The organism is Desulfosediminicola sp. (genome assembly GCF_048381775.1).
Taxonomy (GTDB): Bacteria; Desulfobacterota; Desulfobulbia; order Desulfobulbales; family Desulfocapsaceae; genus Desulfopila; species Desulfopila ganghwensis.
Map to the genome: position 1 here is coordinate 153,718 of NZ_JBLXGE010000001.1, position 19,453 is coordinate 173,170.

Below are 19,453 nucleotides of genomic sequence, written 5' to 3' on the forward strand. Positions count from 1 at the left end.
CAGAGGACCTGGTATGGAAACCTGGATTATCACCGCGCTACTCATTGTAACGCTCTACCTGCTTATCTCTGAGAAAATCTCGGTGGACCTGACCGCTATCGGTATCATGGTGACCCTGGTGGTCAGCGGTATCCTCACTCCTCGAGAGGCAGTCGCCGGCTTCGCCAATCCCGCCGTTATCACCGTTGGTGCCATGTTTGTGGTGAGTAAGGGAATGATGCGTACGGGGGGCGTTGAGTTCCTTGGCAGACAGGTAATTCATTTCGCAAATGGGAGTTCTCTGCTGGCCCTCACCCTGATCCTGATAACCGTTGCCATCGCCTCTGCTTTTATCAATAATACTCCGGTGGTTATCCTCTTCATCCCGGTGGTGATGGCAATGTGTTGTGAATTTGGCCTGAGCCCTTCAAAGTTCCTGATCCCGGTTTCCTACGCCTCTATTCTTGCCGGCACCTGTACCCTTATCGGTACCTCCACCAATATCATCATCAGTGATCTCAGCAATGAATATGGCTACGGTGCGCTCACCATGTTTGAACTCTCTATTATCGGCGCGCCCATAGCCGTTATGGGTATTCTCTTTTTGCTTATAGCAGCGCCACGCGTATTGCCTGAACTGGCAAACCCGATCTGCAATATCGAAGACGGCTCCCATCGCCAGTACCTTGCTGAACTCAAGATCCGCCCGGACAGTAAGCTGGTGGGCAAGCCCGCCAACACACTGTTTCGCGACAAGCACCCCAACCTTGAGGTACTCGAGGTTATTAATAAAAGTCACATTTATTATCCGGGACGAGATACCATAACCATTACAGGCGATGATATCCTGCTGGTGAAGAGCTCACTCAATGACCTGGTTGCTATCCTGCATAATGAGGAGGTCGAACTGCCCTCTTCTGAAACCGGGCTGCTGCTGGGAGCACAAAAGGATGCGCCTATAGTGGTGGAGCTGATAATTTCCGCGCATTCTCCCCTGCGCGGTAGGCGACTGGCAAACACTGACCTGGCCAAAGACCCTGATGTGCATATCATCGCCGTTAAGCGGAGCAACCTTCATCTTACCGAGAGGCAAATCCATGATATTCGCCTGCAGACCGGCGATATCATTTTAATCTGGTGTTCTGAAAGTAAGCTCGACACTATTCGCTCCGATCAGGAATGTATCGTTATTGAAGACGTCTACGAAGAGATTGTTCACAAGAGAAAAGCCATCTGGTCGATAGTGAACTTCATAGGCATGGTGGTGACCGCGACACTTGGTTTTGCCGACATAATGACCTGTGCCCTGACCGCTGCCTTCCTGATGATCATCACCGGCTGCCTGCAGATGCGTGACGCGTACCGCGCACTGCAGGCGGATGTGCTGATGCTTATTGCCGGCACCATCGCCCTTGGTGCAGCCATGGCCAAAACCGGCACCAGCCAGCTTTATGCCGAAGCCTTTCTCAGCCTTTTTTCGGATATGTCCCCCACCCTCGTCCTGGGGGGCATGATCCTGCTCACCTCTATCTCAACCCAGATACTCAGCAACAACGCCACCGCCGTATTACTGCTGCCCATTGCAATCTCTACCGCACTTGGAATCGGGGTTGACCCAAAGCCCTTTATCATCGGAATCTGCATAGGTGCCAGCGCCTGTTTCGCAACCCCTGTCGGCTACCAGACCAACCTGATGGTCTACGGTCCCGGCGGGTACAGGTTCAAGGACTACCTCAAGCTGGGCATCCCGCTGAACATATTTGTGGTGCTGGCCGGCACGCTGCTGATCCCTGTAATCTGGCCATTCCATCTTTCCTGAACAAAACCGGGCAACCGCTTGCTGTATCGGGTTTGAATGTATTTTCAGCACATTGTACTACATCGCAGTAGTTTTACCCAGGGAGAAGACGGGGGGTAGCATAATTTCTATTTTACTGATATTTTTGAGTATTAAATTTGATCAACTTGCCATTCCTATGCTATCATGCTGTCATAACAATTAATTGCTGCAGTTATCGATTCTTGCCCTCTCACCCTTCACAGGATAGACCTTTTAAAATCATCTGGAGGTTGCATGAAAGTACGAGATATAATGGAGCCGTTAGATAACTGGCTGACTCCTGAGATGACCGTTCTCGACGCAATCGAGACCATGAAACACTCAAGACGCTCCCACGGCTTATCACTCAACGCCATCATAGTGCTGGACAGTGAACAGAAACTGGTCGGTATCGTCTCCACCACAGACATCCTGAGACTGCTTATCCCTTCGTATATGTATCTTGATGGACTGATGGACGATAATTCAAGTTGGGAGACAATGCGCGCTGACAGAACTGAACGCGCCAGGTCATTGCATGTTCGGGATATCATGACCGAGAATGTTCAGGTGATCAACCTCAACGATTCCATCATGCGCTGTGCCGACATTATGCTGGTGGAACAAATGCGCAGAATGCCGGTGATTGGTACAGAAGGCAAGGTGCTGGGAGTCGTCTACCTGCGTGATGTATACAAAACCATCACCGATATCCTGTGTAGTCCCACGGAAGGGGTTGCAAATTACTGATTCAGTATTTTAGCCTGGCAGGAAACCCGCGACCCGTTTATTGCGCTGGGCCTGCCAGGGCAGCAACCTGTTCCCTGCGATAACAGCCTGGGTCGTGGTCGTTGACCATCCCGATCGCCTGCATATATGCATAGATGATTGTCGGCCCAACAAATGACATCCCCCGCTTTTTGAGATCTTTTGAAATCTTTTCAGAAAGCTCTGTTTTGGCAGGTATTTCCTGTCTATCACTATATTCGTGCTGTAGCGGATTATTGCCTACCCAAGCCCAGAGATACTTTGAAAAACTTTCGAATTCTTCTGCAATTTCCAGGAATACCTTTGCGTTTGTAATTACCGAATTGATCTTCAGTTTGTTGCGGATAATTCCCGCATCCACAAGCAACTCTGCGACTTTCTTCTCACCATATAGTGCAACCACCGCAATCTCAAAATTGTCAAAAGCCTGGATAAAATTTTCTCGCTTTTTAAGAATCGAAAGCCAGGACAATCCTGCCTGCATTCCTTCCAAAACAAGCATTTCAAACAGTAACCGATCATCATAGACCGGCACGCCCCAGTGATTGTCGTGGTAGTCGATATATTCAGGGGAGTTCATATCACACCATGAGCACCGTTGCTTTGTCATTATCACTCCAAAATTCTCTATATTCGTATTCAATGCTTTTCAGCTGATTCAGCCAGAACCAGCCATTATAACATATCCTTTCCTGCTGATCAGTTTATCGACTGGATTGAAAAAAAAAAAGCGGCACAACCGATTATCCGGTTGTGCCGCTTTCAAATGTTGATGCGATTTCCATGCTGCTTCAAAACCTATAGCTTGCAGCAACCACAGAACGCTTTTCGAATACTTAATGGGTCGCGCAAGCAATACATGGATCGAAAGCCCGCACGACCCACCCCATTGCACTGTCGAGGCCCATATCTATTCTATCTTCATGGACAAAACGTTTGGCCATGGTGGTCAAGGCCCGCTCGATAGAGAAGTTGTTATGCACTGTTGGAATCACAAACTCCACGTTAACGATCAGACCATTCTCGATCTGATAATGATGAATAAGCGGTCCCCGAGGTGCCTCAACCAAGCCATAACCAAAACCATCGCGCGGCTCTACAGGTACACTCATCTCACCATCCATCAGGTTCTCTGCCAGCAGCCTGTCCGCACGCTCAAGACCATTAATCAGTTCAATTCCACGACAGAGGTCAAAAAGCAGAATCTGGTGGGCAGGTGAGCCGAACTGTACACGGAAACGCTCAAGATAACCGTTGGCAATGGGCGTGCCCGTTGACTCGATCAGGTTCATACGTGCCAGACTGTTAGCGCGAATGGGCAAATCATTGAATGAAGTCTTGGCGGAAAAGCTGTCCTGCACCTGATGAAATTGCAGATTCTCACGAAAATCTTCCGGCCTGAAAGTAACGGTCTCTGAGCCATCCGATTTCTGCATGGTCACATGATCAACCGGGCGGGTCGGATCATTCTTATCCACAGCAATCATATAGTAAAAAGGGTCGTCTCCTTCCCAGTCGCCAACTGCTTTGGTCATTTTCTGACTCAATTGCCAGTATTCGTCAAAAAGACTGCAGGCGATGGGAATTGCGGCCTTGATCTTCTTGCGCATTTCTTTGGCCGCAGCTTTGTCGATACCAGAGACAACTCCGCCGACAACAGCTTTTACAGGATGAATGAACTGGCCACCTGCTATGGCAATCAACTCGGTACCAATTTTGCGGACAGCCATGGCTTTTTTGCTGATACTGCCGAGGGCATCCTTACTTGCACTTTCATCGGCTCCGAAAATTGAGGTGGCCTGTAGTTTATCCGGCAGGGTAAAAAAGAACAGTGAAGTTGCCTGGTTTTGTACCAGCTGGCCAACCATCATCAAATGACGAATTTTCTCAGCAACAGGGGGAGGTTTGACGTCATAGGCATCTTCCAGCGCTTCCACCGCCGCAAGATGATGAGAAGTGGAACAGACGCCACATACCCGTGGGACAATCACCGGCATCTGCTCGGCTGGCATCCCTTTTAGAAATTGTTCAAAACCTCTGTATTCCTGCGCAAGAAAGCGAGCGTTCAGGACTTTGCCATGATCGAGGTTCACCACAACTTTAGCGTGGCCCTCTATTCGGGAAATCGGAAATTGAATTGTAGTAGACATTTTTTACAGCACCTTCTCCTTTGGACGACTTTCAAGTTCTGTTTCGGTATAGTCGGAAAACTGGAACAGGAACAGCGCGAGGTGCGGGGACCTCAGTGCCTCGTTAATCTCTTCTGGATCAATATCAGTCATCCGCCGGAATACATTTGCAAGACTCTCAAACCAGGCGTTTGCATCTTTCTCAATGAGATTATTGGAAGGTCCCCGGCAACCAACACAAGGGAAACCAGCTTTAGGACATGGCGCACCGCAACCGTTTCTGGTCGAGGTGCCCACACAGAGTTGCCCCTGCTTTACCAGACAGACGTTCGGATCCTCATCCTTGTGGATAGATTCAGTGAGTTTGGTAGGTCTCAGGTCTTTCGGTTTTCTTCTGCCGCATTCCTTGCATACAATCGAGGTTGTCTTCAGGGATCCTGGGTCATTAAGAAGCTTCACGTAGAGATCCGGTACCGGCGGGCAACCCGGAAGGTAGATATCCACCTCAGCTTCAGTATCAATCGGTTTGCACTTGGGCAACATTCTGGGGACCCGGCCCTGATGGGTTGTCGCCAAAAAGTGTTTCCTGATATCATGGCGGTCTCCAAGGCCAGCAACACCGCCTGAGATAGCACAGGTACCTACGGCAACAATTTTTTTCACCTTGCTCGCCGCTTCTCTGAGCTTAAAAAGATCTTCATCCGTTCTGATACCACCGGTTACGAGCAATATATCAACTTCCGGAACATCATGGGTGGAAACCACCAGCGGCATATAAGCGAGTTTAGCGAGATCGAGTTCGTCTCCTGCGTTCAAAAGAGAGACTTCACACCCGGCGCAGCCTGTTAGCTGCAGAACAGCAAATTGCATAGTTCCTCCATCAGCATAAACTATAAAATTAACTCTTGATTTCCTGCTTACGACTACATCTTGCCTGGAATTAGGCAACCATACCCATACGCTTCACATGAATTTGAGATCGTAAGGCTTTTCTGAATTCGCAAACCCTTCTACACGGACATAAGTGGCAGGGGACTACAGCAGAGGACAAGAGGTTGGTTATTAAAAACGGTACCAATACAGTGAATTGCTTCCCTCACTGGTTGCACATCAACGAGAGGCAAAGATACAAGAGCACTCTCGAAAAGGCAAGAAAATCACGAAAACACAGGGCCCTGCCCTGGTCCACCAGATAGCCCACCCGTGTAGAAAAATTTAACATGATGCTACTTGAGTCTATCAACGGAGTGAAGCCATTTGCAAGGGCTTTCAAGCCCGATGAGCGGCAGGAGTCCTTCTCGGTGAACTATATTTTCACGGGCCGACACCTCTTTTCGGAACCAAAACCAGGTCAGGCAGTATATGCGAGAAAAACCAGTCTGACCAAACAACTCCAGTGAACTATTCGCCGCAACCGGTTGAGCCTAAAAGCCATTTGTCTCATATACCTAAAAAAGAGATATAGCCCTTCATACATATGGGCAGTTGCAGCTCAATACAAAATTCTACGCACCCTTAAAAATAACTCTGATGAATTCGAGGATTCCAGGCGGGGACTATCATCCCGTTCCCTCATCGAAACCTGCTTTCCTGCCAAGCCTTTCTGGGCCTTTCCTGATCTGCTTTTAGGGCTTCACATATTTTTGAAGTACCCCTCCAGACTATTTCCCGACCAGCCGACCTGAATTATCGATATTTTTAAAAATGATAATTCAGCACATTAGCAGAAATAGACCTGATATTCTTAGCCTTCGCACCAGCAGGTCCACCCAATAGACCAAAACAGGCATATTGCCAATAAATCCTTTATCAAATTGGAAACCATGGTGTGGTTTCCAGAAACCAACTTCCAGGCTGCTGTATTTACGATATTTTTAAGAAGATAGTGATTCCCAATAAAACACTGAGCCCTGATGAGACTTCTCATCAGGGCTCACAGATTTCAACTACTGAGGTGATCTAATTGTATTTTGTAATTTATTGCTTATCCCAGAAATGGCAGGCAACCATTCGACCATCACGAACATTCTGCAAGGTCGGCTTTTTACTGGCGCAGACTGGCTGGGCAATCGGGCAACGTGTTCTGAAAACACAACCTGAAGGTGGTGAAACCGGAGAAGGGAGGTCACCTTCAAGCACAACACGCTGCTTCTTCTTCTCTTTTTCCGGATCAGGCAGAGGCACTGCTGAAATGAGCGCCTTGGTATATGGATGCAGGGGATCATCATAGAGACCCTTCTTATCTGCGATCTCCATCACGTTACCAAGATACAGCACCATGATCCTGTGGCTGATATGACGAACAACCGACAAGTCATGACTGATAAATATCAACGAGAGCCCGAAAGATTTCTGAAGCTCCTGAATGAGATTTACGATCTGGGCCTGGATTGAAACGTCCAGGGCAGAGACAGGCTCATCACAGACTATCAGTTTCGGACGCAGAATCATCGCCCTCGCCACGCCGATACGCTGGCATTGGCCACCAGAGAACTCATGGGGGTAGCGATTGATCATCAGAGGCAGCAAACCGACCTGATCCATTATCTCTTCGACCCTCTGTTTCCGCTCTTCTGCCGTAAGTTCCGGATAGTGCACAGTCAACGGTTCAGCGATAATATCACCGATGGTCATTCTCGGATTCAGGCTGGCCAGTGGGTCCTGAAATATGATCTGCAAATCCTTTCTATACAGAATCATCTGCCGCGATCGAAGCCCGGAAATCTTCTTCCCGTGCCAGACCACTTCACCGGCGGTCGGTTTCAACAGTTGCAGCACGCCCCGGCCAAGGGTCGATTTGCCACACCCGGACTCACCGACGATACCCAGGGTCTCTCCAGCATAGACATCAAAGCTGACATCATCGACTGCTTTCAGGGGAACTGGTTTTGAAAACAGTCTGCCACTACTGATAGGAAAATAGACCTTCAGCCCCCGGACGGTGAGGATAGGCGCCTGCTCTTCAAATATATTTTCTTTTTTTTCCGTCATTACAACTTCTCCAGATGACATGCCTTCTTACGTCCGCCAGCGGATTCCTTTAACTCCGGCCGTTCAGCCTGACAGATAGCCATCACATGCTCGCAGCGTGGTGCAAAGCTGCAGCCACCAGGAAGATCCTGCAGGTTTGGCGGCTGGCCGGCAATGGTATGCAGGGCTTCTGCCCCCTCATCATCAAGCCGAGGCATGGAATCGAGCAATCCCCTGGTGTACGGGTGCTGTGGATCGTTGAAGATCTCATGGACACTGGCCTGCTCAACAATTCTGCCGCCATACATAACCAGAACCCGGTCACTGAGTCCCGCTATCACGCCAAGGTCATGGGTAATCATAACCGTAGCCATATTCAGCTCTTTACCAAGCTTAGCCAGGAGTTCGAGAATCTGGGCCTGAACCGTTACATCGAGCGCTGTTGTCGGCTCGTCTGCGATCAATAGTTTCGGCTCGCATAATAGAGCCATGGCAATCATCACCCTCTGTCGCATACCGCCAGAAAACTCATGGGGATACATGGTAATCCGCTTTCTCGACTCCGGGATACCAACAAGATCAAGCATGCGGACCGAAGCGGCGGTGGCATCCTCCTCACTCATCCCCCTGTGCTCCATCAGCACCTCGGTCATCTGTCTTGAGACCTTGAGATACGGATTGAGTGAGGTCATCGGGTCCTGGAAGATCATGGAAAATTCCACTCCACGAAGAGTATTCAGATCTGCCGCTTTCAGGTCGAGGATCTGCGTGCCGTCAAAATACACCTTTCCCTCGGCCTTGCCGTTTTTGGCCAGCAACCCCATGATCGACATGAAAACCTGGGTCTTGCCCGAGCCGGACTCCCCGACAATCCCGAGACATTCTCCAGCCTCAACAGAAAAGCTCACATCATTGACAGCACAGACCTCACCGTCGTGGGTATAAAAACGTGTCGTCAGGTTTTGTACATCAAGAAGCATAATTACCTATCCTTGGGGTCAAGCGCATCACGCAGACCATCCCCGATGAAGTTGAAGCAGAACAGGGTTATCGCGAGAAACAGTGCCGGGAAGAACAGCATCCACGGCGCAGACTCGATCTGTTTGGCACCTTCAGAGATCAACACACCCCAACTGGTCAGCGGCTCCTGGACACCAAGGCCGAGAAAGGAGAGAAAAGACTCGGTGAGAATGACCTGGGGGATGGTAAGGGTCATATAGACAATGACAGGCCCCAGAACATTCGGGATGATATGCCGCGTTATAATCTTCCAGTTCGAGACACCCACTGCGTGGGCTGCCTCAATAAATTCCTTTTTCTTCACCGACAGGGTCTGCCCCCTGACAATCCTGGCCATGGTAAGCCACTCCACCGCACCCAGAGCGATGAAGATCATGAAAATGTTTCTGCCGAAAAAGACCATGAGCAGGATAACGAAAAACATAAACGGCAGGGAATACAGGATGTCTACAATACGCATCATGACGTTATCGACCCTGCCTCCCAGGAAACCTGCCGTAGCTCCATAGGTAACACCAATGAGCAGACTGACCGTGGTGGCAATAATGCCGACCATCAGGGAGATTCTGGCACCGTACAGAGTTCGCACAAAAAGATCACGACCGTTGCCATCCGTACCGAACCAGTGCTGAAGCTCTGCGTTCGGTGCGCCAGGAAAATCATAACCCCAGTCAGGTTCGTCAAAGGCCCAGGACGAAAGAAACGGTGCAAAAATGGCCAATAGCACGATAATGCCCAAAAGAATCATCGAGGCGACGGCAGCCTTGTTGTGGAGCAGACGACGTAAGGCGTCCTGCCACAGGCTGCGCCCTTTGACCGCTTCCGGTATATCCAGCCCGTTAAGCTGGTCCCTCATGTATGGTTTGGATGGTGTTGTATTAGCCACTTATTCAACCTTTACTCTCGGATCCAGGAATCCGTAAATGAGATCCACAATCAAGTTCAACGCCATAATCAAGACCGCATAGAAAATCACCACGCCCATGACCACAGGGTAATCGCGGTTGAGCGCCCCGTTGACGAAATACCTGCCAATGCCCGGCACATCGAAGATCGACTCAATAACAACAGAGCCTGTGATAACCGCTGCCGTCGCTGGTCCCAGATATGAGATCACAGGCAGCAGGCCGCCTTTCAAAGCATGTCTCACCACAACAATCTTCTCTGCCAGTCCCTTCGCCCGTGCGGTCCTTATAAAATTGGAATTCATGGTCTCAACCATGCTACCCCGGGTCAGGCGGGCAATGTAGGCAATCTGCGGCAAAGCGAGAGTGATGACCGGCAATATCTGATACTGCAAGGCTCCACCACCCCACCCGGCAACAGGTAGCCAGGAAAGATAGACCCCGAATACCAGTGCCAGAATTGGCGCCATGACAAAGTTGGGAATAGCTATACCCGTCATTGCCACACCCATCACCATATAGTCAAAAGCTGAATTCTGCTTCAGGGCCGCAATGGTCCCGGCCGTTATGCCGATCAGCATCGCCAGGGTGATCGCCATAAGACCGAGGCGAAGACTCACTGGAAAACCGGCGACAATCAGATCGGTAACGGTGAAATCGAGATACTTGTAGGACGGACCGAAATCACCCTTGAGTATGTTGCCAAGATAAATCAGGTACTGCTCATGAACCGGCTTGTCCAGATTGTAGGCTTTCAGAATGTTTGCCTCAATCTCCGGCGGTAATTGCCGCTCACGGTCGAAGGGACCACCAGGGGCAAGCCGCATCATGAAAAAGGCGATGGTGATGATAATTAACAGCGTCGGTATGGCACTACCCAAACGACGCACGGCATAGGCAAACATACGTTACTCCCCGAGTATGTTTTGTATCTGTGATAGCGGAAATCAGTACCACCTTTTGCCGGAACGCTTGAGGTTCCGGCAAAAGGAGGACTACACACTATTCTTTGATGGTAATGTATCTCCAGCGATGGATGTCTTTCGCGTTATCAACAAACCCGTCCACTTTCTGGGAAACAAGGTTTTTGGAGACATAGTGATAGATTGGAATAACCGGCTGATCAGCCATGGCCTGAGCCTCGGCCTGGTAAAGCATTTCCGCACGTTTTTTGAGATCCGCGGTTACTTCAGCCTGCTCCATGAGAGAATCAAACTTCTCGTTTGAGTAGCGTCCGTAATTATTGGCACCGGTGCGGGTCTCAAGCAGATAGAGGAAGTTCTGGGCGTCGTTGTAGTCGGCAATCCAGGCTGCACGAGCTACCTGGAAATCACCCTGCTTCAAGTCTGCATAATGAACTTTTACCTCGGAATTGTGGAGCTGGGCCTCAACACCGATCTGCTTCCACATTGACTGAACCGCCACAGCTACCCGCTTGTGGTTCTCAGAAGTGTTGTAGCGGAGAGTGAGCTTGAGAGGGTTATCCTTGTTAAAACCAGCCTCGCCCAAAAGCGCTTTTGCTTTTTTCACACGCTCTGGATACGGCATATCCTTCCACTCAACCTCGGCTGGTTTCTCGTAATAAGAAACTCCGGGAGGAACAAAGGAGTAGGCAGCAATTTCACCGGTCTTCAATACACGGTCAACAATCGCCTCACGGTTTACCGACAATGAGAGAGCCTGGCGAACACGGATATCATCAAAAGGAGGTACACTGGTGTTCATAGGGTAGTAGTACACGCCGAGATACGGAGCAATGCGTGTCTCATTCGGCAGATTTTCCCGCAGCCAGTCAATCTGGTCAGAGGCGAAATCCATGGCAACATCAATTTCGCCTGCGCGAAAACGCTTTTGTACCGCAGCACGATCTTCCTGGGTATAAAAGGTAAGATTGTCGAGCGATACGTTACCGGCATCGTAATACTGCTCATTTTTGGTGAGCTTTACATGGGTATTCGGCAACCACTCAACCAGCTTATAAGGTCCATTAACAACCATATTCTCAGGCTTAGTCCAGTCGTTACCCACTTTTTCTATAACATGCCTTGGTACAGGATAGGCTGTGTAGTGAGTCAGAAGGTCGAGGAAGTATGGTGCAGGACCAACCAGCTGAACCTGAAGAGTGTAGTCATCAAGTGCAGTTACCCCAAGAGTCTCTGGAGCAGCCTTACCACTGTTAATCTCTTCAGCACCCTCGATGACATACAGCAGGGATGCATATTCAGCAGCAGTTTCCGGAAGAAGGATCCGCTGCATTGAGTAAACGAAGTCATTGGCAGTAAATGGGGTGCCGTCAGACCAATTTGTCTTACGCAGCTTGAATGTATACGTTTTCAGATCATCAGAGATGGTCCAGGACTCAGCGACACCGGGAACAGCTTCTGCTTTCGGGTTTTCTGTAGTCAGCCCGAGGAACATGTCGCCCACGACATAATTTTCCCAGGTACCACTCACCTTGTGTGGATCGAGTGAAGCGGGTTCACCCATAGTTGCGACTCTGAGCGTACCGCCTGCGAATGCGCTGCCTGCCGTGATAAGTGCAAACATACAGGTAGCGTAAAAGGCGTTTCGTACACCTGACAGCTTTATCCACTGTTTCCCTTTCATAAAGGTCCTCCAAAGTTAATTTTGAAACCACTATTCAAACTCAGCGATAAGAACTCTGCCATAGACACCTCATCTGCTGAAATGCCTATTGTCGCTGTTCATAAAAGGATTTTCCCACTCTGGCAAGCAGGAATCACGACCGCAACAACCTGTCAGGCATAAATGCCTATTTATTTAAGTAACTTGCAACAACATGGCAACGCCAGGTTTTTTTCAACTCCCCCACTTCCACCTGACTATGATCGCAATAGGAAATTCTCTACATTACGATTTCTGCAACTTTTGAGGCACCGAAATAAAGATACCGCATTTGAACAGTCCATACTAGACAATTTCACCATAATATGAATAGTTATTTGTCATAAAGAAACACAGAGTATCAACCCCATTACCCACAATCGTACCCTGAAAGACAAGAGAAAAGGACTCCTGATGGGGGAGCTTTCAATTTGACCAGGCTCAGGTGAAGGGTTACTATTTGCTGACCGCCTGAAATTGTTTCTCATTTCAATTTATAAAAATATCTGGAGATATCACACATGAACTTACAGGAAACCATCAAGAGTCAGCTTAAAGATGCCATGAAAGCAAAGGACAGCGCCCGGCTCGGTGTTATCCGCATCCTCATTGGAGAATTTCAGCGTCAGCCGGAAAAAGAGCTCAGTGATGAAAAGGTTGTCGCGATCATAAAGAAACTGATCAAGTCTGAAAGAGAGTTGATTGATGCAGGAGGAACCGGCGATCTTGATTACATTGCAAATCTTGAAAGCTACCTGCCACAGCAGGCAAGTGAAGAGGATATAAAAACCTGGATCTCCGACAATATAGATTTTTCACAATTTGGCAATAAGATGCAGGCCATGAAACCGATTATGGCTCATTTTGGCAGCAGCGCAGATGGAAACATCGTCAAAAAAATATTACAGGAGCTGTAAATCCATGCTTTTTTTTGAACGGAGGGGAGAGAGGGTTAAAAACTACCAGCCCTGACAGGAAGAAGAGCAAAAACAGCGAAAGCAAAGAACTTGATGGAATCGGATTGCCAGATACCTATCCAATTCCACTAAGTTCTTTGCTTTCGCCAATGGCAATCATCATTTCGCTTTTTACCAGCCAGCGGTCAAAAGCTCACCCATGAACCAGACACAGGTGCAGATGAAATCTAAAAACCTGGTCAGCCAAGCCTTCTACCTGTTCTCGCACCCCACCAATGCAATTCTGGTTTCAGCTCGGCAAACCTGGCTTTTATGTTTTGCTAACAGTGAATACTTCAACCACTGTGCCTCGTTAATAGCAAATGACGTGCCAAAACAAAAAACAACCATACAGATGCTTGCAGATATAACCTGCCCCACTTCACGACACACATAATTAATTTGTAATTTCTTATACTTAAGAATCGGCAGCCGGTTTTCTTGCCAGTATTTTGCTGTCTTTTGGGTCTTCTCATATGGAATAATCCGTATCTCTGTCACTATGAATAGAGCTATCCTATTCTGCAAAAACAGATAGGCGCATGGTTGTATTCGTAAGGCCCCGCCCCGACCAACCGTCGGCGGCGGAAAACATATGCCTGATACTCCGTTATTTTATGCAGATTTCATTTACTTTTGTCATCGGCCTGCCGTTATTTTAGTCCACACAGGCCTGTCCGGAATAACGGACTTTTCGCCAATCTGTCGAGATATAAAAATTTCACCACACCATTCAAGCCAAATATCATTGTTTTATTGTGCAGTTAACAGAGCACCGGTCGCTCTGGTCTGTCCTGTACCATCGCGTACCATGCGTATCGACTGATAATAGTATTCATCTAATTTGATCCACAACTCACTGCAAATACCCTCTCTTAATACTCTGCCATGATGAACGCTTTTGTTTCGACAACCTAGCATTACTCGAGCCGTATTCTGAATTTTCAGACAACAAAATGGCAGCAAATTGGGTGACGCACTCCTTTCCATGAAATAACACCTGCAATTTCCTAAAAGAGTTTGATGTAAAGCTTGAGAACATGATACGTTAGCATATATCGTAATCTATTCGAAAATTGTGAATCACTACAGATCCATCGAACCACTATCAATTTCGGAGGTGACCGTATGGCCTTGCCTAAAGATATGTATCAATGTCAGATTCCCAACTGCGGATATATCTACGACCCGGACAAAGGTGAGCCGAAAACTGATACTCCACCTGGCACTCCATTCGCCGACCTGCCTGAAGACTGGACCTGTCCATTCTGTCAGGCTTCCAAGAAAAGTTTCCGGCCCCTCGCCGGTCCCGGTTCGGTACTTTACGAGGGCATATAAGTCATCCTCAACCTTGAGGGTTGCACCGGTACAGCCGGCACGCTGCACCACCCAATAAAAAAGGCCACTGCATATGCTATGCAGTGGCCTCAAGATACCTGGGTCATGAGCTGCAATGACCCTTTTTTACCTACTAAACACCTGGGGTTCCTTCTGTCAGAGCCTTGCTCCAACGATTCTCGGCAACCTCGTCGGTGGAGTAATCCGGCAGGATAATAGGTGCCACTGCTGGATTTTCCACACCAGCCTCTTCCAGCTCTTTTTCGAATTTCACCACGTGGTCGAGGGACAGATCTTTCACCTCCACGCCACCCTGGATATACTTTGCGGCGTTGATACCGGCACGACGTCCGAAGGTGATGATATCCTGAAGACTGTTACCCATCAGGCGGTTCTCGCCATGAACACCACCGATAACCTCACCTGCTCCGTACAAACCTGGCAGCTGAGTCTCGGAGTCACCGTTCACGTTGATGCCACCGTTCTGATAATGCAGGGTCGGGTAAACCAGCATGGGCTCTTTGGAGATGTCAATGCCATGACGCTCAAACTGGATAAACTTGGCAGGCAACTCCTTGCGAACAGAACCTGGTCCATGCAGCTCTTCAATCATAGGTGAATCAAGCCAGAGACCAACACGACCGGTCGGGGTCATAATTCCCTTGCCCTTCTCCATCGCTTCCTGGATAAGTTCCGCAGATTCCACGTCACGAGGCTCAAGCGGGAAGCAGAACTGCTCACCATCGACATTCAATACATGCGCACCAAGACCACGGACTTTCTCAGTGATCAGCAACCCGACGTTCTGCTCCGGATAGGCAACACCGGTCGGATGATACTGGGTGGAATGCAGAGATTTGTTGCCGATTCCTGCCCGATACGCCATAACCACACCGTCCATGGTTGCGCCGTAGTGGTTGGTGGTGGCGAATCCTTTCACATGCAGACGTCCGAAACCACCGGTAGCCATGACAACCGCCTTGGCCTTAACCACAGAGAATTCCTTGGTCTCCATGTTGAAAAGGATAGCCCCCGCACATTTGCCATCGCTATCAAGCAGCAACTCGATTGCAGGGGCAAATTCCAGCACAGTGATCATATCGGCGCGGTTTCTCGCCTCATCACGAACAACACGCATGATCTCGGCACCGGTCATATCGCCGGAAGACTGCAGACGCTTTCTCGAAGAACCGCCACAGTGACGAACAACAGTACGGCCATCGTCATACTTGTTGAACATCATACCCAGACTTTCGAGCCAGGCGATGGAAAGCGGTGCATCCTTGGCCAGTGCTGCCACCAGGTCACGCTGGTTGGTGAAGTGGCCGCCACCAATTGTGTCGAGATAGTGGTAATATGGTGAGTCGCACTCCTGGCTCGCCGCCTGAATTCCACCCTCAGCCATGATGGTATTGGAATCGCCATGACGCAGCTTGTTGGCGACGATTACCTTGCAGCCACCGTCAGCCGCCATAATCGCAGCCGAAGTACCGGCGCCACCACCACCGATGACCAGTACATCTGTCTCAAGGTCAACCTTGGTCAGGTCCACAAGGCCAGGGCGTACGATTGACTTAGACTGCAGCAGGCGGGTAACTCCTTCCTGAAACACATCGCCTTTATTGGGACCGACCTCTACCTTCAGCTTTGCGTCTGCCTGGTAATCCGGATGGTGCTTGGAAAGTACAGTGTCACGCTCTGCCATGGTAAGAGCCGGATAATGCTCGTTACGCCTTGCCATTGCCACACGCTCAGGGCGAGTGGCTTCAACTCGTTTAATCAGTTCTTGTAATTCGGGTGTGTATCCCATGATATTCTCCTTCGTCCCGGATGGTCGATGCGAATTCTGTTAAAGATGACTGGTATCCTGCGGCTGCCAGCTTCCTGGCTCGGCCATATCCGGCTCACGCTCGCGATCGACATACCGTTTCTCAAGATCCTCTTTGGACATTGCGCTTAATTCATCAAGCATCGGGTCATACTTACCGCTCTCGATATCCGCAACTCTGTTCTTCAGATGCTCAGCCTGGGGCTGAATAAAGCGGGCAAAGACGCGGCGGGCAAGCTGGGCCACATGATACTGCGGAATCTCACCCATACAACGGCTGGCACACAGGCCACACTGAATACAATCAAAAGAAATTCTGGCCGCCTTCTCAATATTGCCCTGCTTGAGTGCAGAAACGTAACCGAGAACATCAACATCCATCGGGCAGGCCTTGGTACAGAGATTACAGGCCACACAGCGAAAAAGCTCCGGATAGAGCGCGTGAATGGCATCAGCCAGTCCGCTCATCTCTTCCAGTTTGAAATCTGCACGGTTGGCTGGAAAGAATGGGATCTGCGCCAGGTACATATTTGGCTCAACCACTGTCTGGCAGGCAAGGCCGAAATGCAGTTTATAATCACCGGCCATACGGTATACGGTTGGGCAGGCACCGCAGATACCACCACGGCAGCCCGCACCACGCAGGAAGCGGAAGCCGGCAAATTCCATCGCCTTCATGATGGTAAGGGTCTCAGGTACTTCATATTGCTTGCCCATTACGAAGATCGGAATCGTCCTTGCTCCCTCGGGCAGGATGGCGCGATCTCCGGTCGCTACTTTAGGTATCGTTGTTGTTTCACACATGGTTTATCTCCATATTCTCGCGAAAGATATACAATCCACGGCCTGATCAAGCAGCGGCCAGGCATTTTTTACTCTGTAACAGCTCCAGACTCTTGGCGTCATTAAGCTCGAAATGGCACACCTCGGTTTCAAGCCCGAGCGCCACAGCCAGCAGCTGAGTGAAATAGACGGTGGGAACACCGCTTTCTATATGACCTTTGGCCTGCAATTGTGCCTGCTGCTTGCCAAGGTTGTATTCACATAGCGGACAGCTGGAGGCAATCGTCTCAACACCTGCACCGGCAGCGGAATTGAGAATTGTGGCCGCGGCACTGTTTTCGCCCGGTTCGACGGTCAGTACCTGGTAGGAGCCACAACACTTATCTGCGGACGCAAAAGGCACCACTGTGGCACCAAGAGATTCGAGCATATTGGTCATCAGCTCATAGCTGCCGAACGGTTCAATACCCACATCAGCAGGGCGCTGTAATGTACAACCGTAATACGCACCAACCTTCAGCTCACCAAGCGGCTGCTTGACAGCCTCTTTCAACTTCTCCCAGCCGATCTGCTCTTCGAGGAAAGTCAGGTAATGCACGACCTCAACTTCACCCGCGTAATCTATCTCATCATCCATAAAGCGGTTGATGGTATCACGCTTGACCTCATCGGTCTTCATCAGCTGATTGGCACGCGCCAGGGTGTTGTAACACATGGAACACAAGGTAACGAGTTTCTCTGCACCCTGCTCTTTGGCCCGGATAAGGTTACGCACCGGCCCGACCATATGGATCAGGTCATCGGCGGTGAGGGAATATACCGCACCGCAACAGTTCCAGCGATCGATCTCCTCCACCTCGATACCGAGCGCTTCCAGAGAAGCAACCGCAGCCGAATCCAGATTCTTGGCTTTGGTTTTCAGGGTACAACCTGGATAGTAACTTATCTTCATTGCTCTCCTTAGCTGGTCAATTTTCTGAAACCGGCGACCAGAGCGATCTGCGGCATCTCCGCAATCGTCTCAGCCGACATTTGTGAAGGTTCAATTTTGTTGGTGCCCTTTCGCAGTGTCTGCTGGCGCAGCGCCTCCATGACCTTGGCAATATCTATTCCCCTGGGGCATTTGACCGTACAGGCATGACATGAAGCACACTTCCAGTAAGTATTTATTTCAGCCAGCTTGTTATGCAGGCCGAACTGTGCCATGTGCATCACTTTACGGGGGCCATAGTCCATCTCTGCAGTCATGGGACACATACCGCTGCATGTGGCGCACTGCATACAGAGCTTGACATTCTCTCCGCTCAGCTCATTCAGTTTTTTGATCGACTCCAGTGACAGAGTCCCTGCATTCATCTTCAATGTTATTTTCCTTTTCTTTCTGGAAACAGTGAAACAGCCTCCGATTGCGTTAGCAGACAGCGCCTGCACCCGGCAGCCATAGAAATTACACCAACCGGCAAGGTGAGCGCACCGTGGTTGCAAGCCGTCAGCTCAAGGGAAAGACATGTGGCGGGTTGAGTTTTAACACCTTCTAGAACCCCGCAACATGCGGACAACCCTTGAAGGGTTGACGGCAAAAAACCCAGAAAACACAAATGCCTGTACATCGGCATTTCAACCCACCTAGTAATAACAAATCTTTATTGACAATTCAACAACGTTTATATTACGCGTTATCAAACACTTAGCTCCTTATCAATGAATGTGTGTTCATTTTTCTCTGAATTTTATCTACACAGGTTACCATGATATTTAGTTTATGATTTCAAGTTACCAACAGATATTTGAAGAAATATACCACCTGCTACAAGAATTATATTACTGGAATGCCCCCTGACGAATCTCTTTCAAACTCAAGTTTCCAGTTGTGCAGCTATAAAGACTCCAACAGCATCATTGCCCCAGCAGGCTGGATTTATCAAATTCAGCAGGATTGATTCACAGCCATCCGGCGCAGCCACAACACCTTCCCCCCGAATAAACGTACTTTTTCCGCTTTCGGATAACTGCACATCCCCCCCTCCCCGCCAATGTCTAACAATGTGTCTATTCAAGAAGAATCATGTTCTGTTGTCCGGTGATTCCAGACAGCTGATCCAGCTGGAAACATGACTAGCCAAACACTACCTGTCATGAAGGCACGAATTGATCCTGAAAGGTGGAATGGTGTTGAAAGAAGAAGTGGAACCGACCGGTGCATTAATGCTGATCGCAGACATTCAACTGACGCCCGCCCCCTGCTCGTAAGGAAGAGCTGGAACCACTTCTGAATTAATCGAATGCACCTGAAGGATTGAGATAAACGTGAGAGGAGGGAGCGATTGACAAGT

At 49.3% G+C, this 19,453-nt stretch carries 16 protein-coding genes; 4 read left to right on the forward strand and 12 right to left on the reverse strand.

Going from position 1 to position 19,453, the window contains the following annotated elements:
• Positions 1-13 precede the first annotated feature (13 nt).
• Both ACN5NT_RS00675 and ACN5NT_RS00680 read left to right on the forward strand, forming a co-directional pair.
• On the forward strand, positions 14-1,798 hold the full coding sequence (locus ACN5NT_RS00675) for an SLC13 family permease (RefSeq protein WP_419174124.1): 1,785 nt from the start codon (positions 14-16) through the stop codon (positions 1,796-1,798).
• A gap of 255 nt (positions 1,799-2,053) precedes the next feature.
• On the forward strand, positions 2,054-2,548 hold the full coding sequence (locus ACN5NT_RS00680) for an HPP family protein (RefSeq protein WP_136799336.1): 495 nt from the start codon (positions 2,054-2,056) through the stop codon (positions 2,546-2,548).
• Positions 2,549-2,585: 37 nt separating this feature from the next.
• Here ACN5NT_RS00680 and ACN5NT_RS00685 read toward each other — a convergent pair whose 3' ends face one another.
• From ACN5NT_RS00685 to ACN5NT_RS00720, 8 genes are all read right to left on the reverse strand, one after another.
• The gene (locus tag ACN5NT_RS00685; protein ID WP_419174125.1) at positions 2,586-3,176 is read right to left on the reverse strand and encodes a DNA-3-methyladenine glycosylase I; all 591 of its coding nucleotides are present in this window, start codon (positions 3,174-3,176) and stop codon (positions 2,586-2,588) included.
• A 226-nt stretch (positions 3,177-3,402) separates the two neighbouring features.
• The gene (locus ACN5NT_RS00690; protein WP_419174126.1) at positions 3,403-4,716 is read right to left on the reverse strand and encodes a Ni/Fe hydrogenase subunit alpha; all 1,314 of its coding nucleotides are present in this window, start codon (positions 4,714-4,716) and stop codon (positions 3,403-3,405) included.
• 3 nt (positions 4,717-4,719) lie between these two features.
• Entirely contained in the window at positions 4,720-5,565 is an 846-nt protein-coding gene (locus tag ACN5NT_RS00695) for a hypothetical protein (protein WP_136799339.1), read from the reverse strand.
• 1,107 nt (positions 5,566-6,672) lie between these two features.
• Positions 6,673-7,686 (reverse strand): ABC transporter ATP-binding protein, encoded by a 1,014-nt coding sequence (locus tag ACN5NT_RS00700; protein ID WP_136799340.1) that lies wholly within the window; start codon positions 7,684-7,686, stop codon positions 6,673-6,675.
• On the reverse strand, positions 7,686-8,648 hold the full coding sequence (locus ACN5NT_RS00705; RefSeq protein ID WP_419174449.1) for an ABC transporter ATP-binding protein: 963 nt from the start codon (positions 8,646-8,648) through the stop codon (positions 7,686-7,688). The genes ACN5NT_RS00700 and ACN5NT_RS00705 overlap by 1 nt, the downstream gene beginning before the upstream one ends.
• Positions 8,648-9,541: an ABC transporter permease subunit gene (locus tag ACN5NT_RS00710; protein ID WP_419174450.1), complete on the reverse strand. Its 894-nt coding sequence runs from the start codon at positions 9,539-9,541 to the stop codon at positions 8,648-8,650. Before ACN5NT_RS00710 ends, ACN5NT_RS00705 begins: the two co-directional genes overlap by 1 nt.
• Before the next feature lie 30 nt (positions 9,542-9,571).
• Complete coding sequence (oppB, locus tag ACN5NT_RS00715) at positions 9,572-10,495, reverse strand: oligopeptide ABC transporter permease OppB (protein WP_136799342.1); 924 nt, start codon at positions 10,493-10,495, stop codon at positions 9,572-9,574.
• Between the two features lie 97 nt (positions 10,496-10,592).
• Positions 10,593-12,197, reverse strand: a complete 1,605-nt coding sequence (locus ACN5NT_RS00720; protein ID WP_419174127.1) for a peptide ABC transporter substrate-binding protein — start codon at positions 12,195-12,197, stop codon at positions 10,593-10,595.
• 539 nt (positions 12,198-12,736) lie between these two features.
• Here ACN5NT_RS00720 and ACN5NT_RS00725 point away from each other — a divergent pair.
• Entirely contained in the window at positions 12,737-13,132 is a 396-nt protein-coding gene (locus tag ACN5NT_RS00725) for a GatB/YqeY domain-containing protein (RefSeq protein WP_419174128.1), read from the forward strand.
• 1,167 nt (positions 13,133-14,299) lie between these two features.
• Positions 14,300-14,509, forward strand: a complete 210-nt coding sequence (locus ACN5NT_RS00730) for a rubredoxin (RefSeq protein WP_136799344.1) — start codon at positions 14,300-14,302, stop codon at positions 14,507-14,509.
• Positions 14,510-14,642: 133 nt separating this feature from the next.
• Here ACN5NT_RS00730 and ACN5NT_RS00735 read toward each other — a convergent pair whose 3' ends face one another.
• The 4 genes from ACN5NT_RS00735 to ACN5NT_RS00750 are packed head-to-tail and all read right to left on the reverse strand — an operon-like array spanning position 14,643 to position 18,476.
• Positions 14,643-16,319, reverse strand: a complete 1,677-nt coding sequence (locus ACN5NT_RS00735; RefSeq protein ID WP_419174129.1) for an FAD-binding protein — start codon at positions 16,317-16,319, stop codon at positions 14,643-14,645.
• Between the two features lie 39 nt (positions 16,320-16,358).
• The gene (locus tag ACN5NT_RS00740) at positions 16,359-17,141 is read right to left on the reverse strand and encodes a 2Fe-2S iron-sulfur cluster binding domain-containing protein (protein WP_136799346.1); all 783 of its coding nucleotides are present in this window, start codon (positions 17,139-17,141) and stop codon (positions 16,359-16,361) included.
• 46 nt (positions 17,142-17,187) lie between these two features.
• Positions 17,188-18,072, reverse strand: a complete 885-nt coding sequence (locus tag ACN5NT_RS00745) for a CoB--CoM heterodisulfide reductase iron-sulfur subunit B family protein (RefSeq protein WP_136799347.1) — start codon at positions 18,070-18,072, stop codon at positions 17,188-17,190.
• Between the two features lie 8 nt (positions 18,073-18,080).
• Positions 18,081-18,476 carry a 4Fe-4S dicluster domain-containing protein gene (locus ACN5NT_RS00750; RefSeq protein WP_136799350.1) on the reverse strand — a complete coding sequence of 132 codons (396 nt, stop codon included), beginning with the start codon at positions 18,474-18,476 and terminating at the stop codon, positions 18,081-18,083.
• Positions 18,477-19,453 lie beyond the last annotated feature (977 nt).

What these genes read in the sequence shown, in the direction of transcription:
- ACN5NT_RS00740 (WP_136799346.1), bottom strand. Translation starts at nt 17,141, where the DNA reads ATGTGTGAAACAACAACGATACCTAAAGTAGCGACCGGAGATCGCGCC.
- ACN5NT_RS00685 (WP_419174125.1), bottom strand. Translation starts at nt 3,176, where the DNA reads ATGACAAAGCAACGGTGCTCATGGTGTGATATGAACTCCCCTGAATAT.
- ACN5NT_RS00690 (WP_419174126.1), bottom strand. Translation starts at nt 4,716, where the DNA reads ATGTCTACTACAATTCAATTTCCGATTTCCCGAATAGAGGGCCACGCT.
- ACN5NT_RS00745 (WP_136799347.1), bottom strand. Translation starts at nt 18,072, where the DNA reads ATGAAGATAAGTTACTATCCAGGTTGTACCCTGAAAACCAAAGCCAAG.
- ACN5NT_RS00700 (WP_136799340.1), bottom strand. Translation starts at nt 7,686, where the DNA reads ATGACGGAAAAAAAAGAAAATATATTTGAAGAGCAGGCGCCTATCCTC.
- ACN5NT_RS00725 (WP_419174128.1), top strand. Translation starts at nt 12,737, where the DNA reads ATGAACTTACAGGAAACCATCAAGAGTCAGCTTAAAGATGCCATGAAA.
- ACN5NT_RS00710 (WP_419174450.1), bottom strand. Translation starts at nt 9,541, where the DNA reads ATGAGGGACCAGCTTAACGGGCTGGATATACCGGAAGCGGTCAAAGGG.
- ACN5NT_RS00730 (WP_136799344.1), top strand. Translation starts at nt 14,300, where the DNA reads ATGGCCTTGCCTAAAGATATGTATCAATGTCAGATTCCCAACTGCGGA.
- ACN5NT_RS00735 (WP_419174129.1), bottom strand. Translation starts at nt 16,319, where the DNA reads ATGGGATACACACCCGAATTACAAGAACTGATTAAACGAGTTGAAGCC.
- ACN5NT_RS00675 (WP_419174124.1), top strand. Translation starts at nt 14, where the DNA reads ATGGAAACCTGGATTATCACCGCGCTACTCATTGTAACGCTCTACCTG.
- ACN5NT_RS00720 (WP_419174127.1), bottom strand. Translation starts at nt 12,197, where the DNA reads ATGAAAGGGAAACAGTGGATAAAGCTGTCAGGTGTACGAAACGCCTTT.
- ACN5NT_RS00680 (WP_136799336.1), top strand. Translation starts at nt 2,054, where the DNA reads ATGAAAGTACGAGATATAATGGAGCCGTTAGATAACTGGCTGACTCCT.
- oppB (WP_136799342.1), bottom strand. Translation starts at nt 10,495, where the DNA reads ATGTTTGCCTATGCCGTGCGTCGTTTGGGTAGTGCCATACCGACGCTG.
- ACN5NT_RS00750 (WP_136799350.1), bottom strand. Translation starts at nt 18,476, where the DNA reads ATGAATGCAGGGACTCTGTCACTGGAGTCGATCAAAAAACTGAATGAG.
- ACN5NT_RS00695 (WP_136799339.1), bottom strand. Translation starts at nt 5,565, where the DNA reads ATGCAATTTGCTGTTCTGCAGCTAACAGGCTGCGCCGGGTGTGAAGTC.